The following is a 355-nucleotide window of genomic DNA, read 5'->3' on the forward strand; positions in this document are numbered from 1 at the left end:
TAGAGTACCCTACATAGTTTCTGCATCCATGAGGATTAGTCAAGCCGACATCGAGGTGCCAAACCGCGCACTCATTTTGTACACTCTTGCGCAAATTAGCCTGTTCAACTTGTTATCATATTGATTTATTTCCATCATTCACATAATGGTTCAGACTATTTCTTCATTTCTTTTTTATATGTATTTTTATTAGTTAATCTTAATGTAATATAAACAACCTACCCCTCAACAAACCCCCGCAAGCTTGCGGGGGTTTAGAAGTGGCACTTCCTAATCCCCCCTCCCCCCCTGCAGTACTGCAGGGCGGGGGGACGGGGGGATACGGGATTTCTATTTACCGCTAACTCAACCTTTT

1 rRNA gene (cut by a window edge) is annotated in these 355 nt (G+C 43.1%); it reads right to left on the reverse strand.

Annotation, left to right across the window (positions count from 1 at the left end):
- Window positions 1-355: ribosomal RNA gene (locus IEW49_RS13435) — 23S ribosomal RNA — on the reverse strand; its annotated part reaches 367 nt to the left of the window's first position; the annotation flags it as partial.

Source organism: Pseudoblastomonas marina (assembly GCF_014641655.1).
In the GTDB taxonomy this organism is placed as follows: domain Bacteria; phylum Pseudomonadota; class Alphaproteobacteria; order Sphingomonadales; family Sphingomonadaceae; genus Alteriqipengyuania_A; species Alteriqipengyuania_A marina.